This is a genomic window from uncultured Thiothrix sp., assembly GCF_937876535.1.
Taxonomy (GTDB): domain Bacteria; phylum Pseudomonadota; class Gammaproteobacteria; order Thiotrichales; family Thiotrichaceae; genus Thiolinea.
Genome location: NZ_CALFHZ010000026.1, coordinates 51,050 through 64,477 on the forward strand (window position 1 = coordinate 51,050; position 13,428 = coordinate 64,477).

A 13,428-nucleotide genomic window follows, 5' to 3' on the forward strand; every position below is an offset into this window, starting at 1 on the left:
ATGACTCCTGTTTTTATGTAGGGCATAAGACAAATCATGTTAAATAAATCGGTAAAAATAACGCTATCTGCGTTGTGCTGGGCTTTTTTGTCCCAAAATATTTTCGCCAAAGATTTAGATCCGCTCAGCCCCGCAGAGCTATCTCAAGCTGTCAGCCTCGCTGCACCCGAGCAAACTACACAATTGGCTGCACGTAGTGCGGCTCAAGCTCCGGCCGTCGCTCATGAACTGGAGTTATTATTGGTTGAACGTCGTCCTGTGGATAAAGAACAACCCGGCAAACGCTTAGCCGACGTGTATAGCTATGACTATCGTAACGATGAAACGATCCATAGCATTGTGGATTTAAACACACAAGAACGCTTAGAGACCGAGCGTGTGCAGAATCTGCAATTACCACTGACTGCGAATGAACTCGCTCGTGCGTCTAAATTGATCTTCAACGATGCGGAGCAACTCAGTCAAATCCAAACTGAATACAAACGTATTACGGGGCAGACCCTGCTAAAACCTGAGCAATTAGAAGTGAAAGCCTTTGTGTTCACCACTGATACTTTGCCTGAAGGCTTAAATGCAGCTTCGCAACATTGTGGCATTCAACGCTGCGCCCAAGTGCTGTTGTATACCCATGATTCTGTGGTATTTGAAATTAGCCCAATCGTGAATTTATCAGCGGGTTTAGTCACCCAGAACATTAGTTTCTAGTTTGGAGCCTACCATGAAAGCTTTACTTCCTAGCTTAAGTTTAATCAGTTTACTCGCTTGGCAAGCTCCTGCAGTGGCAGCACCGACCAGTGACTGCCAAGGCGAGCAAATCAATAAAACTTTTGCTTCAGGTGCGGTGTGGGATTTTTGCTGGACGATTAAAGATCAGGAAGGCTTAGTGCTCTCACAAGTGCATTATCAAGCCCCTGGTACAGCTTATCGGCGTGTCTTGGGAGAAGCTTCCTTATCACAAATCGAAGCCGAGTTTGATGATGGCGCAGTTGATCCTAAATTTGTCACCACTCAATTAGGTTTAGGTGGAGCTAATATGCTTACCCAAACTGCCCAAAATTGCCCAAGTGGTGAATTGCATGCGTGGGATGGACGCAATGTCTTGTGTGCGAACACTTATAAAGCCGGTTATTTGTATAAATACAATACTCAACGCCAAACCGAGCGCTTTGAGATTAGCACTAGCTCACAAATTGGCCCACGTAACTATACTTTGCGCTGGTCATTTTATGAGAATGGCACGATTGAACCTGCGATTGGCTTAAGTGGAATTCTGCCTGCAGTGGGCGAAAGTGCTGCACAATATGGTTGGCCAGTTGGAGCCAATGGCGAAATTGGCAGTAGCTTCATGGATCACTATTTATGGCGCTTAGATTTCGACCTAGACGATACGGCGAATGATGACGTAGTGGAAGAAATTAGTAGCGTACCCACCCCTGATCGTTTGCGTAAAACCAAGACTTTGGAGGTACTGAATACCGAAACCGCGCGTAGTTTAAATCCTGAAACGAAACGCTTCTGGCGGATTCGCGACAGTGCGACCCGCAATGTTGCGGGTAACTTCATTTCCTATGAATTAGTCCCCTCTAATTACGACCAAAGCCGAGCAAATAGTCGCAATGAAGCTTGGTTACAAAATGATGTGTATTTCACTGCTTACCATGCTTGTGAGCGCTTTGCAGCGAATAATCCAACGACTAGTTGTGGTGAAAATATGGCGCAATTTGTCTCCGGGCAAAATATCAATCGCCAAGATGTCGTGCTGTGGTACAAGCAAAATAACCACTACTTACCCCGTAGTGAAGATAGCAATCGTATGGGCACACGTTGGTCGAGCTTTAAGCTTTTACCTCGTGATTGGAATGCGCAAAACCCCTTCTAAGCTTTCTCCCTAAATACCTAAAACAATCAATAGGAATCAGCGATGCGAACCGTACAACTTGGCGTATTTGGCTTATTATGTTTTGCAGTATTAATGACTTGGCAGCGTCACGCCCACGCTGCTGAATTTTGCTCAGACACTTACTACATTGATGTGAAGCTTCCTAATCAAGCCCGTTGGGATATGTGTTGGGAGCATCGCACCCGTGAAGGGATTGTGCTATCCAAAATTCATTACACCCCACGTAATGGACAACGGCGTTTAGTGTTAAATCAAGCGGGCTTAGCGCAAATCCATGTGCCTTATGATGATAATGGTGCACGCTATCACGATATTTCTGACTATGGTTTAGGGGGTAATTATATGGCTGCCTTAAACTCTACGGATTGCCCCGGTGGTAAACTACTTAATTTCGGCACGAAATCAGTGATTTGCCAACAAAATGAAGCACGTGGCTCAGCCTTCAGTACTCAAACCGAAAACCTCCAAGGTAATAGTTTCAGCTTGTTTAGTGTATCCAAAATTGGTGCATACAATTACATTCCGATTTGGCGCTTTCTAGAGGATGGTTCGATTGAACCAGGGGTGGGTGCTACAGGTGCTTTGCAACGCTTTGGGGATCGTAACGTAGAGCAACAAGGCTGGTTAGTAGCTGAAAATAAAGTGGGTATTGCGCATTTGCATAACTTCTTCTGGCGGCTCGATTTTGATCTCAATGGCAGTAGCACTGATGACTATGTAGAAGAATTAAACTTCAGCACCCTAGCTGGCAAAACCAGCTTAGCCAAAACTCGCTTCACTAACGAAGTTGCCCGCTCAGTTGACCCTACTAGCTCACGCTTATGGCGCGTTGTCGATGGCACTGCTAACAATGCCAAAGGCTTACCGATCTCTTATGAAATTCGCCTACCGCAATCTGAGCAGCAAGATGTGGGTCCAGCGAGTGAAGCGTTTACCCAGAATGATTTGTATGTGACTCGGCATAAGAGCTGTGAATTATTTGCCTCACATAATCCGACTTTAAATAACTGTGCAAATAATTTGGCTGACTTTGTAGATGGCGAAAGCTTAAATGGCGCGGATTTAGTCGTATGGCCTAGCACTACTTTCTATCACATGCCACGAGCAGAAGACGCACCGCACATGGATGCCCATTGGTCTTATATCCAGCTAGTACCTCGTGATTGGCATGCAACTAATCCTTTAAGCTCCGCAGCAGATACCTCAGGCTCAACAGGCACAGGGGGAGGAATAACCGGGGGGAGCGGTAATCCTAGTACCCCAGAAATTCTCTTCGCTGATGATTTTGAAGGGGCTAATCAATGGACACGTAATGCCTATCACACTGACACTGCAAGCGCAGGCTTATGGGAACTAGGACGCATTGAGACCACGGATTATCAAGGTGTTGCCACTCAACGGATGACCACCAGCGGTAACTCTGCGCTCGCGACGGGTGTGCAAGCCGGCTCTATGATTGGTGCTTATGATTTAGATGGTGGTTTAAGCTCTATGCGCTCACCAGAAATCAATTTGCCAAGTAGTACGCTTTATAAACTGGAACTCAGCTATTATTTTGGACACCTTTGGAATGCAACTGCGAGTGACTTTTTGCGGATTAGCGTGGTTGAAGGCAATCAACGCCATGTGCTCTTGCAACAAAATGGTAACTCCACTAATCGTTCAGCACAGTGGACAAATTTCAGTGTCAGTTTAGCGGCTTATGCTGGCAAAAAGATTTATCTACTCATCGAAGCTGCTGATGCTGATACCGGCAGTATTGTCGAAGCGGGGATTGATAATCTAAAAATCAGTAAACAAGCCAGTACCGGCAGTACTACAAACTTAGTGTATAGCGAAGATTTTGAAACTACTCCAACTTGGAGTTTCAATGCCAACGGCAGTGACACGGCTACCGCTGGCCAATGGCAGGTGGGTAAACCGCAAGGCACTAGCTATCAAACCTTACCTTTACAATTGAATGCCGCCTCTAGTGGTCAGCAAGCTTTAGTAACGGGTTATGCTGCTGGGACTAGTATCGGTGCTTATGATCTGGATGGCGGTTTGAGTTCAGCGCGCTCACCGGCGATTAACTTAGTGGCTAATACGCAGTATCGCTTACAACTCGACTATTATTTTGCGCATCTGTGGAATACAACTAATGCTGACTTTCTACGCATTAGCGCGGAAAATAGCCAAGGCCAGAAGCAAATTTTGCTAGAACAGCGTGGGACTGCCGCTAATCGTGCTGCTGTTTGGACGAGTTTAACAGCTGATCTGAGTAGTTTTGCCGGTAGTTCAGTTCGCCTGTTGGTCGAAGCCGCTGATAATGGCTCGGGTAGCATGATTGAAGCGGCTGTAGATAATTTAAGAATTACTCAATATTAAAAATAGGCGTCAGTGCTTTGCGTTCGGGCAAAGTACTGGCGCGTAGTAAGGGCATTATGAATCAATTTATGCTGAAAACTATCTTGATCCTAAGTGGTTGCTTAAGCGGTTTAGTCGCTTGTCAAAAAGATCAAGCACCGATGGCCACCGAAAAACATCAAGCCGCTTGGGAACTCACTCAAACCAGCAGCCAAGGCTTATTTACAGCTCAACTAATGTGTAAGCATTTGCCGTCGGTTGGGCCCTTTCAAGATTGCCAATTGACTTTAGCAAATGGACAAGGCCAAGCTATTAATGATGCTAAAATTAGTATAGAGGGTGGGATGCCCAGTCATGGACATGGCCTACCTACTGCACCGGTAGTAAGCCTGTTAGATAGTCAGGGTCATTATCGAATTGATGGTTTGCAATATAATATGCCCGGCTCTTGGCTACTCGGCTTCATGATTCAGACCACAGCGGGTCAGGATAAGGTAGTTTTCAGTTTTGAGATTTCGAATATAGAAAAAGCCGCATGCGCAAAGCCGCCGCACTTACCTGCTTCTTAATATTGGCTTTAAGCAGTTGTGCCGAACAAGATAAGCCTGTTACTAATCCTTGGACCCCCAACGAATGGAGTCTGATTCAGTCTTTATCCCTCGACAACTTGCCACCGCTTACTGATCCAAGTAATCGTTATTTAGGTAATCCACAAGCGATTCAATTAGGCTCAGAGCTGTTCTTCGATAAGCGTTTAAGTGCGAATGGACAGGTAAGCTGTGCCAGTTGCCATCAACCTGAAAAGTTTTTCAGTGATGGCCTGACTACCGCCCAAGCGATTGGCACAGGTACACGCAATACACCTTCGATTTTAGGGGTTGCGTGGAATCAGTGGTTTTTCTGGGATGGGCGTAAAGATAGTTTATGGTCGCAAGCACTCGGCCCTCTAGAAGATCCTAAAGAACATAATTTTGCCCGCACGGATTTAGCTAAATTAGTCCTCACTGATGCGAATTATCAGCAAAAATATCAAACCTTATTTGGCAGCTTACCCAGCGCTGGCGAAATTAAAGCTTGGCCACTCGATGCCCGTCCCTCCGGCAGCATTGAGCAAATCAAGACTTGGAAAGCACTAAGTGATCAAGAGCGCAAAACTATTGATACGACCTTTGCTAATCTGGGTAAAAGCATTGCCGCTTATGTAAGTACGTTGAAGCCGGTTGAGACGCGCTTTGATCAGTATGTGGCCGATCTCAAAGCCGGCAAGGCAGCTAAGCAACTGAATGACACTGAACTGGCTGGCCTACGCTTATTCATTGACCCTAAACAACAATGCTTAAATTGCCATTCAGGGCCACTATTCACTAATCAATCCTTCCATAGTATTGGTACAGGTGAAATGGGCAAAGATACAGGGCGAGCTGCTATTATTGATCAGGTACGGTTTGATCGCTTTAATTGCTTAGGTGAATTTAGTGATGCCCCTAAAGACACTTGTACTAAACTGCAGTATATGCAGCGGAATCGTCATCAATTGATTGGTGCTTATAAAACGCCTTCTTTGCGGAATGTAGGCCATACAGCGCCTTATTTTCATAATGGCAGCAAACCAAGCCTTGCTGATGTGCTTGATCATTATATTAACTCGAAAGACATCCAAGCAGGGCGGGCTGATTTAAAGGCAATAAGTTTAACGGAGAGTGAAAAAACAGCTTTATTAGCTTTTTTGCAAACTTTGAATGCCGCCAAGCCTTAGCCGTGAATTCTTCCCTTAGACCCGCTATAGTGCAGACCTCAGTCAACAGTAAAAAAACAGATGCATGGCAGACACAAACACCACTAAACATAAACCACGAATTGGTATAGCGCTTGGCAGTGGCTCAGCGCGAGGTTGGGCACATATCGGAGTTTTGCGCGCTCTAGCCGAATTAGGTATTCAGCCAGAAATTATCGCCGGCTGCTCGATTGGTTCAATCGTTGGTGCAGCTTATGCGGCAGGTAATTTAGATCTCTTAGAAAAAGAGGTCTTAAGTTTTAATAAATTGGATTTAGTACGCTTTTTCGATTTGAATCCCTCCTTTAATGGTTTTGTCCATCGGGAACGCTTACAACAATTTTTCAATGATTATGTCTGCCCTACTGAACAAACTTTTGCGCAACTACCGAATAAATTTGCAACGGTTGCCACTTATTTAGGTTCAGGGCGGGAGATGTGGTTTACTGAAGGTAAAGTGGCGGATGGTATTATGGCATCCATTTCTTTGCCCGGTTTATTCGCGCCTTTTTCTTATCAAGATCAGTGGTTAGTGGATGGAGGGTTAGTCAATCCAGTACCAGTTTCCTTATGTCGGGCTTTAGGGGCTGATATTGTGATTGCGGTGAATTTGAATGGAGCCATCACCCGCCGACATTTTCAACCACCAGTGGATCTAGCTCCTAAAACTACTGACTTAGCCGTCGTACCGGAAAACGATTCGGCAAAGCGCTCTTTAAGCAATGTAGCAGCGTCTTTGCGTGATTACTCAGCCTCATTGTTTAATCCAAATCGTTTAATGCCAGCCCCTAATTTAATTGAAGCAATTGCAGGCTCGATTAATATTATGCAAGACAAAATTACCCGTAGCCGAATGGCGGGTGATCCCCCTGAAATTTTACTAGCACCCAAACTAGCTGATATTGGTCTGTTAGAATTTTACCGTGCGCAAGAAGCTATTAATGCTGGACGTGATGCAGTTCAGCGCCTACGTTTTGAAATTGAAGCAGCCTTGAGTGCTTAAACTATGTTAACGAATTTATTTAATTTATCCGCTTCGAAACAGCGTGTGTTGATGCAGTTATTTTTATTGCTCTTAGGGATTGGTCTGATCTTTGCCCTAATCCCCACATCTGATTCAGGTGTTTTTAAAATTAATGACAAGATTTTACATACTAGTTCTTTTTTAGCCTATGCAATTTTGCTGGATATGGCGAGTAACAGAGACTTTTGGCGTTTTCAAGTACCCCTCTTATTAGGCTATGGGGCGCTTATTGAGGTTTTACAGTTTTTCACGCCTTGGCGCAGCTTTTCCCTATTAGATTTTGCTGCCGATGCTTTGGGTTTAGTTCTCTATTGGCTGCTATTTAGATGGATTTTAAAGGTTAAAACAGTAGCCTAATTTACGAGTGCTTTTTACGAAGCGCCACGCTAGCAAGCATTACCAAAGAAGCCGTAAAGCCTCTTCCTTTAGGTAGGGGATAGAAGGCTATCGGCGTTCCGCCGCTTAAAGCGGACTATCCTGTTGCTCAATATAGTGTTTAAGGACTGATAGAGGCGCACCGCCGACACTCCCAGCAAAGTAAGAAGGCGACCATAGTGAACCTGATTTTTTGCATATCCAGTGTGCACGGATAGAGTCAAATTCTTGTTTCAGTTTTCGGCTGGATACCCCTTTGAGTGAGTTAATCAGTTTGGAGAGCTGAACTTTAGGCGGGTAATGAATGAGCAAATGCACATGGTCACGCTCACCCTTAAACTCGATCAATTCTACTTCAAAAGCCTCACAAATCTCTTTAAAGATAATCGCTAAACGCTGAAGGCTGGATTCATGGAAGACTTTGCCACGATATTTAGTGATAAAAATTAAATGGGCGTGCAGCATAAAGACGCAGTGTCGACCTGTGCGAATATTCATAGACTGATTCTTTAATAGTTAGACTCGGCTATGTATAATAGGCTTTATGGAAGAAAAGACCAATCTCAAAACTTTAAAAGTTCGCATCAAGGATAAGCACACACCTATCCTTGAACGGATGGCGTTTGAGGTGAATCAGGTCTGGAATGCGGCGAATGAAATCACCTCGCTCTATTCTTATGTGCCTATCCCCGAAGTGGGCTGGTTATCTCACACTTATTCCGCTTTTGACCTACAAAAACAGTTAAAAAGCATCAAGACAGAGCGTGGGTTTATTCTTCACTCCACCACGGTTCAAGAAGTCATTGCCGTTCACCACAAAGCCCGCCGCCAATTCAAAACCGATCAACTGCGCTGGCGGGTATCGGGTGGGGCGCGTCGTTCCTTGGGATGGATACCGTTTAAGTCAGGTGCAGCAAAATGGAAGAATGGACAAGTCTATTTTGCAGGGCATTATTTCAAAGTCTGGGACAGCTACGGATTATCTCAGTTTGAGTTTCGTTCCGGCTCATTTTCTCAAGATGCACGCGGTCGCTGGTATTTCAACAGTGTCGTTGAAGCGCCTAGTTTGGCATTCAATGCCACAGGGGAAATTGGTGTTGACTTAGGTTTAAAAGAAGTTGCCACTTGTAGTAATGGCTTAAAGCTCGAATCCAAGCAGTTCTATCGTGAACTTGAAAGTAAACTAGGCATTTCACAACGTGCCAACAAGAAGCAGCGCGTTAAAGCAATACACGCCAAGATTAAAAACCGCCGACTCAACCATATTCACCAATTCACCACCCGATTAGTCAAAGAAAACGCCCTCATCGTCGTCGGCAAGGTGAAGAGTTCTAAACTCGCTAAAACTAAGATGGCGAAGTCCGTTTTGGATGCGAGTTGGTTTATGCTGAAAACACAACTTGATTATAAATCGAAAGCGATGCAAGCCGTGTTTGTCGAAGTGAATGAATCGTACACCACCCAAACTTGTTCGTGTTGCGGAAGTATGTCCGCCAACAGTCCGAAAGGTAGAGCAGGTTTGCGAATAAGAGAATGGTCATGCCCTGAGTGTGGGGCTGTGCATGATAGAGATGTCAATGCCGCTAAGAACATTCTTGCGCTCGGACATGAGCGTCTCGCCGGAGGAATCCTCGCCCTTTAGGGCGGGGAGGATGTCAACATCGCTCCTACCCCCAAGTGGCCACTGCTGGGGACTTGGGTTTAAATTAGGCAAAACTGAGGAGTTCTGCTGTAATACCTCCACACCCAAACGTCCTTGAGTCGACCCTTTTTTTTAAGGGCTGATAGCGCTCTTTAACAATCAAAGACTTAGCGTACCACTAAAAAAAAGGGGTAAAACGCTCAAAATGTTGTTTTTCTCTAAATCATCAAGGGGTTATACTTTAAATTCCCTGTTCACTGCCGCATAGGCAGCTTATGAAGTTGCAAAGTCTCTGCCTTGGTTAGAGCTAAAGTTCACTGCCGCATAGGCAGCTTATGAAAAGGCGCGATTAGTAGGGCAGAAGATGGGGCGGTTCACTGCCGCATAGGCAGCTTATGAAGTCTATAGGATCGATAAGGTCAAACCCTTTTAGTTCACTGCCGCATAGGCAGCTTATGAAATTCGTGGCTGTCGCTTTATCGACATTAACGAGTTCACTGCCGCATAGGCAGCTTATGAATGACTGAGTGGTTTTCTCCCAAGCTGGAAGACGTTCACTGCCGCATAGGCAGCTTATGAATATCAAAATGACAAGCCATCTGAGCAAAAGATGTTCACTGCCGCATAGGCAGCTTATGAAATGCAAAGAAATTATTAGCCGTAGGTTTTTATGTTCACTGCCGCATAGGCAGCTTATGAATTCTGTGATGGCGGATGGATACGAAGCCACTAGTTCACTGCCGCATAGGCAGCTTATGAAACTCATGTTTTTCATGTTCGCGCATATCGCGCGTTCACTGCCGCATAGGCAGCTTATGAAATTCCACGGTGTTTCAAAACGTTTGAACTTGTGTTCACTGCCGCATAGGCAGCTTATGAAGCACTGGGCGGCCTTTGGTTGGTTATAGGAACGTTCACTGCCGCATAGGCAGCTTATGAAAAGCCAACCGAATCAAAAACACAACCGCAACCTGCCGCATAGGCAGCTTATGAACATTACTCTTGATGAGCCTGATTTGCCTCATGTTCATGTTCAGTTTCTTGTGCTTCTGCCTGCTTGGCATCGTCAGCGGTGTATAAGCGTATTTGTGCATCTTCTAGCAGATAAGATACTTGAGCAATCGAGGTTTCTTCAGGTTGTATTTTTAAATACCCTTCCACCCATACTGATTCATAAGTTTGTTCTGTGCTTAAGGCGTGTTCCGGTTTAACCCGTACCAATAACATTTGATTTGCTGGCGGCGCAGGTTGATACACACCTGCCCCTGAATAAGGTACTAGCAAGAACTCAGCAATTTTCCCCTCAAACTCATCTAGCACGATCATATAACCTGCTAATCGAATCCTCACTCCCGCTAAAGCCTTATTCACAGGCGCTTGTTGCAGTTCAGTAACTATTTTTTCTTGTAAACTTAGATCATCAGGTGGGTCTAAACGCTGAATGACCAAATCAGCATAATGCTCCATCAAAGCTTTACGGTCGACATTCGTGGGTAATAAGTCGATCCAATCGATAGTTCGTACTTCATTGATAGAATTGGTTGAGGGTGTTTTAGTAGTTTGAGCTTGTATAGTCGGATTAATAGTTGTATCAGCTTGTACTAGAGAAGAGCTAAGAAGAAAACTTAAAACTAGAACGACAGGTATTTGAGAGATTTCAGGCATCTGCGGTTGGTGAAGCAAAAATTTAATCTTTAAACTGCCCCAATGAAGGTTTTAAGTGCTTATACTCGAAACTGCAAATTATAATAAATTATAATTAAAATAAGCAGTGTGGGGCAGTCTATGAAACACTACCCACCTAAAAATGGATAGTGTTGAGTTTAAGATGCCGATAGGTTCTTTCAAATTAAACTTATTGTTAGAGCAGTGTTACATGAGCTTGTCAGCGATTTCTTTCGGTAAAGCGCGACTATTGCGCACTGTACATTGACTGGTGTAGCACACAAAACCCACCAGCAGACCGAGAACGACAAGACCGACGACAATAGCCATAATTCACCTCCTGAATTCTCTAACCGAAACTGTGGTCAAAAAACAACTAGCGTTGCTTCTAAGCTATTGAAGATAAAAGCTTTTCCACAATGATTTAAGTATAACATATAAACACAGAATACTCGCTTTTTACAAATGAGGATTTTTCATAAGCTATCCCGACAACTGAATAACCATCCTAAACTCCTGTTTATGTTAGATACTTAAAAAAAGCATTGGCTTGACCCTACACAGAAACCTACACAATTTGAAATTTACCCCCACTACCCCTCTAAACTTGTATAGATCATTGATGACCGCAAGGATAGCAAGTAAGCATCTTTATTCACCGCTGTAGCAGATGTGATCTTGCCACCGCTTGCCGACTCCAAGAAATGACTCACTATTTTTCTGATTGATTATCTGATTTTGAGCGATTGCAAAGATTGTTAACGGTAAAAAGAGGCCTTCAAAAAAAATAAACTTTCTCTAGCGTGGGAACTAGGTAATAAAGGTAATATTGCTTTTTTTTTGCAGTGCATTTCTTTAAAAATCAATAAGATAGACCATCTAAAAATATTACCTTTTAGAGGTAATATCAGGGTAATACGACGGTAATATTACCTTTTTTATTACCCTATATGTATATGATTTATATAAGAAAAAAGACAATATTACCTTTATTACCTATTTCCCACACATAAGACACTTTTTTTGTTTTTCCAAGAATCAATGACTTACGAGCGTTTTTCAGACTCTGAAAATTATCTTGACAAGCAAAACCTAATAAATAAAAGCATTTGCTAAATTTTTATACAAACTAACTTAATGATTTATATAACAAAAATCAAAATATTACCTTTATTACCCTGTTCCCACGCTTGCGAAGAAATTGCTTTTTCCGTTAGTTGTTTTGAAGCGACTAGATAGGCATAAAAAAACCGGAACAATGTCCGGTTTAGGGTGGGGAAAATGGGTAGGAAGGATTTAGGCAGCCATGATTTGCCCTAGTGCGCTAACAGTACCTTGCTTCGTGAATACAAAGCATTTGACCGTTTTATTTTTAAGCTTGGACAAGATGGGGTGATTAGCCTCTACGAGCTTATAACGTTTGCTTTGCTTGAGTTCTTGCCGCAGTTGAGGCAGGTCTAAGGGTCTTAACTTATGTTCTGCAAGCTGCTGCACAAAGTCTAAGAGACTAATAGCAATGCGCGTTTCATCGCGTGAATGATTCACCTTGCAGCCGAGTTCATCCTCCAAGTAGTGGTACAACTCCCAAAACTCAGCGACTAAGGGCGTATCTCCATCAAGACGTTGGTGACGTTCAGCACAGCATTGGATTAAGTAAGCATCCAAATCAGCTAAATCAGCAGTATGCAAGCCGCTTAAAATGCCGGTTGCTTGTAGAGCGTGTGCCAGTCCCATGATTTGCGCGTGATTATGGCGTAAGCGCTGATTAGAAAGCCTACCTTCATTCTCCAAACGCTCCAAACAGGATTGGTAATGAACTTGATAGCTGGCTAATAAGGTCTTTTCTTGGGTAATACAAGCAGCCATAAAACCATTAATCTGTTCCATCTCCAAACGCTGTAAGCGTTGAGCCGCTTGGTAGCCTTGAAGGCTAAAATGCGATTTGTCCCAGTGAATTTGAACAATCCGCTCCATCACCGCCGGTTCTGCATCAATCGGGGCATTTTGAGCCAGCACTAATGCACCTCTAAACGGTGGCTCATGGGTTTCAATCCCATTGTTTTTCGGCGAAGTACCGCGCATGCCTTTACCGTTATAGAGGGTTTTGGCTTCACTTAAATCGAAGGTGCGGCGCTGGTGGCCTGATTCCGATTTGCTGGGGTCGCCTTCAATCGCTACTAAGGGCAAATTAGCCAACTGTGCCAAGGAGCGCCAGCGGTTAGAGTGGGTGGCCTTAGCTAAATCTAAGCCTTCATAGCCATCTCTACCGGTTAGTTTCCAGAGGAAAGTTAAAATACTACTTTTACCTGTCCCAGGTTGGCCACAAAGTTCTAGGAACGGATAAGAATCTTGCACCTTGCGGATTTGTTGGACTAAAAACGAGCCTGCCCAATAAGCCAAAATAGCTAAGCCTTTTGCACCGTAGGCGGTTTGGTAGTCTTCTAGCCAAAGCTCAGGCTGGTGGGCTTCTTCTGGATCACCCATCACGACACTATCTTGACGAAAAGTAGTTTTGACTTTGCGGCCGTCGGGTAAATCAAAAAAATCATCCTCATTCACTTGGTGTAAGCGTCCATTGAATACCGCATGTTTAGGGAACAACCAGCCGTTTAATTCACTGCTATAACCTAAAAAGTTGATGGTACTCACTTCGGGCATGGTTTCACCTTCTGGAAACCAGTAGGTTTTCTGGTGTTGTTCCA

At 44.1% G+C, this 13,428-nt stretch carries 12 protein-coding genes and 1 CRISPR repeat array; of the genes, 8 read left to right on the forward strand and 4 right to left on the reverse strand.

The genetic code is table 11. The annotated features are described in order from the left end of the window. The first annotated feature begins 87 nt into the window (after positions 1-87). From Q0230_RS18915 to Q0230_RS18945, 7 genes are all read left to right on the forward strand, one after another. The gene (locus tag Q0230_RS18915; protein WP_298613195.1) at positions 88-705 is read left to right on the forward strand and encodes a hypothetical protein; all 618 of its coding nucleotides are present in this window, start codon (positions 88-90) and stop codon (positions 703-705) included. 13 nt (positions 706-718) lie between these two features. Further along, positions 719-1,879, forward strand: coding sequence for a hypothetical protein (locus Q0230_RS18920; RefSeq protein ID WP_298613198.1), 1,161 nt, complete (start codon positions 719-721; stop codon positions 1,877-1,879). Positions 1,880-1,921: 42 nt separating this feature from the next. Further along, the gene (locus Q0230_RS18925; protein WP_298613201.1) at positions 1,922-4,267 is read left to right on the forward strand and encodes a hypothetical protein; all 2,346 of its coding nucleotides are present in this window, start codon (positions 1,922-1,924) and stop codon (positions 4,265-4,267) included. 17 nt (positions 4,268-4,284) lie between these two features. Continuing rightward, the gene (locus Q0230_RS18930; RefSeq protein WP_298613204.1) at positions 4,285-4,815 is read left to right on the forward strand and encodes a FixH family protein; all 531 of its coding nucleotides are present in this window, start codon (positions 4,285-4,287) and stop codon (positions 4,813-4,815) included. Then, entirely contained in the window at positions 4,782-6,002 is a 1,221-nt protein-coding gene (locus tag Q0230_RS18935) for a cytochrome c peroxidase (RefSeq protein ID WP_298613207.1), read from the forward strand. The genes Q0230_RS18930 and Q0230_RS18935 overlap by 34 nt, the downstream gene beginning before the upstream one ends. Positions 6,003-6,066: 64 nt before the next feature. After that, complete coding sequence (rssA, locus tag Q0230_RS18940; RefSeq protein WP_298613211.1) at positions 6,067-7,023, forward strand: patatin-like phospholipase RssA; 957 nt, start codon at positions 6,067-6,069, stop codon at positions 7,021-7,023. 3 nt (positions 7,024-7,026) lie between these two features. Continuing rightward, positions 7,027-7,401, forward strand: a complete 375-nt coding sequence (locus Q0230_RS18945; RefSeq protein ID WP_298613215.1) for a VanZ family protein — start codon at positions 7,027-7,029, stop codon at positions 7,399-7,401. 105 nt (positions 7,402-7,506) lie between these two features. Here Q0230_RS18945 and tnpA read toward each other — a convergent pair whose 3' ends face one another. Then, entirely contained in the window at positions 7,507-7,917 is a 411-nt protein-coding gene (tnpA, locus tag Q0230_RS18950) for an IS200/IS605 family transposase (protein WP_298613218.1), read from the reverse strand. 46 nt (positions 7,918-7,963) lie between these two features. On the opposite strand from tnpA, the gene Q0230_RS18955 reads away from it, so the two are divergent. Beyond that, on the forward strand, positions 7,964-9,061 hold the full coding sequence (locus tag Q0230_RS18955; protein WP_298613220.1) for a transposase: 1,098 nt from the start codon (positions 7,964-7,966) through the stop codon (positions 9,059-9,061). Between the two features lie 252 nt (positions 9,062-9,313). Beyond that, positions 9,314-10,055: direct repeats of the CRISPR family, unit length 28 nt; unit sequence GTTCACTGCCGCATAGGCAGCTTATGAA. 2 nt (positions 10,056-10,057) lie between these two features. Here the strand turns inward: Q0230_RS18955 and Q0230_RS18960 are convergent. From Q0230_RS18960 to Q0230_RS18970, 3 genes are all read right to left on the reverse strand, one after another. Continuing rightward, entirely contained in the window at positions 10,058-10,726 is a 669-nt protein-coding gene (locus tag Q0230_RS18960) for a DUF3299 domain-containing protein (protein ID WP_298613223.1), read from the reverse strand. Between the two features lie 207 nt (positions 10,727-10,933). Next, positions 10,934-11,056: a hypothetical protein gene (locus tag Q0230_RS18965; protein ID WP_298613226.1), complete on the reverse strand. Its 123-nt coding sequence runs from the start codon at positions 11,054-11,056 to the stop codon at positions 10,934-10,936. A 966-nt stretch (positions 11,057-12,022) separates the two neighbouring features. Beyond that, a partial coding sequence (locus Q0230_RS18970) for a hypothetical protein (RefSeq protein ID WP_298613229.1) occupies positions 12,023-13,428 on the reverse strand: 1,406 nt, incomplete at its 5' end.

Excerpts from the sequence above, each read along its gene's own strand:
- Q0230_RS18965 (WP_298613226.1), bottom strand. The coding sequence starts at position 11,056 with ATGGCTATTGTCGTCGGTCTTGTCGTTCTCGGTCTGCTGGTGGGTTTT.
- Q0230_RS18935 (WP_298613207.1), top strand. The coding sequence starts at position 4,782 with ATGCGCAAAGCCGCCGCACTTACCTGCTTCTTAATATTGGCTTTAAGC.
- Q0230_RS18920 (WP_298613198.1), top strand. The coding sequence starts at position 719 with ATGAAAGCTTTACTTCCTAGCTTAAGTTTAATCAGTTTACTCGCTTGG.
- tnpA (WP_298613218.1), bottom strand. The coding sequence starts at position 7,917 with ATGAATATTCGCACAGGTCGACACTGCGTCTTTATGCTGCACGCCCAT.
- Q0230_RS18960 (WP_298613223.1), bottom strand. The coding sequence starts at position 10,726 with ATGCCTGAAATCTCTCAAATACCTGTCGTTCTAGTTTTAAGTTTTCTT.
- Q0230_RS18925 (WP_298613201.1), top strand. The coding sequence starts at position 1,922 with ATGCGAACCGTACAACTTGGCGTATTTGGCTTATTATGTTTTGCAGTA.
- rssA (WP_298613211.1), top strand. The coding sequence starts at position 6,067 with ATGGCAGACACAAACACCACTAAACATAAACCACGAATTGGTATAGCG.
- Q0230_RS18955 (WP_298613220.1), top strand. The coding sequence starts at position 7,964 with ATGGAAGAAAAGACCAATCTCAAAACTTTAAAAGTTCGCATCAAGGAT.
- Q0230_RS18945 (WP_298613215.1), top strand. The coding sequence starts at position 7,027 with ATGTTAACGAATTTATTTAATTTATCCGCTTCGAAACAGCGTGTGTTG.